General features: G+C 44.2%; 1 pseudogene. It reads left to right on the top strand.

Annotation, left to right across the window (positions count from 1 at the left end):
- Positions 1-212, top strand: a pseudogene (locus tag ACTHTS_RS11390) (MBL fold metallo-hydrolase); the annotation flags it as partial.
- Positions 213-378 lie beyond the last annotated feature (166 nt).

Here is a 378-nt window from a genome sequence, read left to right as displayed (position 1 = left end):
TTTCAGGCATTTCAGACGGCATTATTATGGGGACGGCTGATGTATTAAAAGCCAGCCAAGTCATGCCTAAAGCCAAAATCATCACCGTACACATGGATACCGTGAATCATACCGCCGTCAGCCGCGCTGATATGCGTAAATTTATACGCGGTCAAGGCATTGAAAGCCGTGTGAACGTTCCGGAAGACGGAGAGACTGTGAGGCTAGATTGATAAGCGATCATCTTTTAAAGAGAATTTGCAAAAATACTGGAAAATTTGACCGCTCTTGGGTGTAAAAAGTCGTCTGAATTTTCAGACGGCTTTAACTTTTAACTCATCCACAATCATCTTAAACACATTGGAATGCCCGCGGCGGCTGGGGTAATAGAGATAAAGC

Origin of the sequence: Neisseria sp. P0019.S003, assembly GCF_051957115.1 — a bacterium.
GTDB lineage: Bacteria > Pseudomonadota > Gammaproteobacteria > Burkholderiales > Neisseriaceae > Neisseria > Neisseria flavescens_D.
Note: the sequence above shows the minus strand (reverse complement) of the source record. Positions and strands in the feature narration are given on the sequence as shown.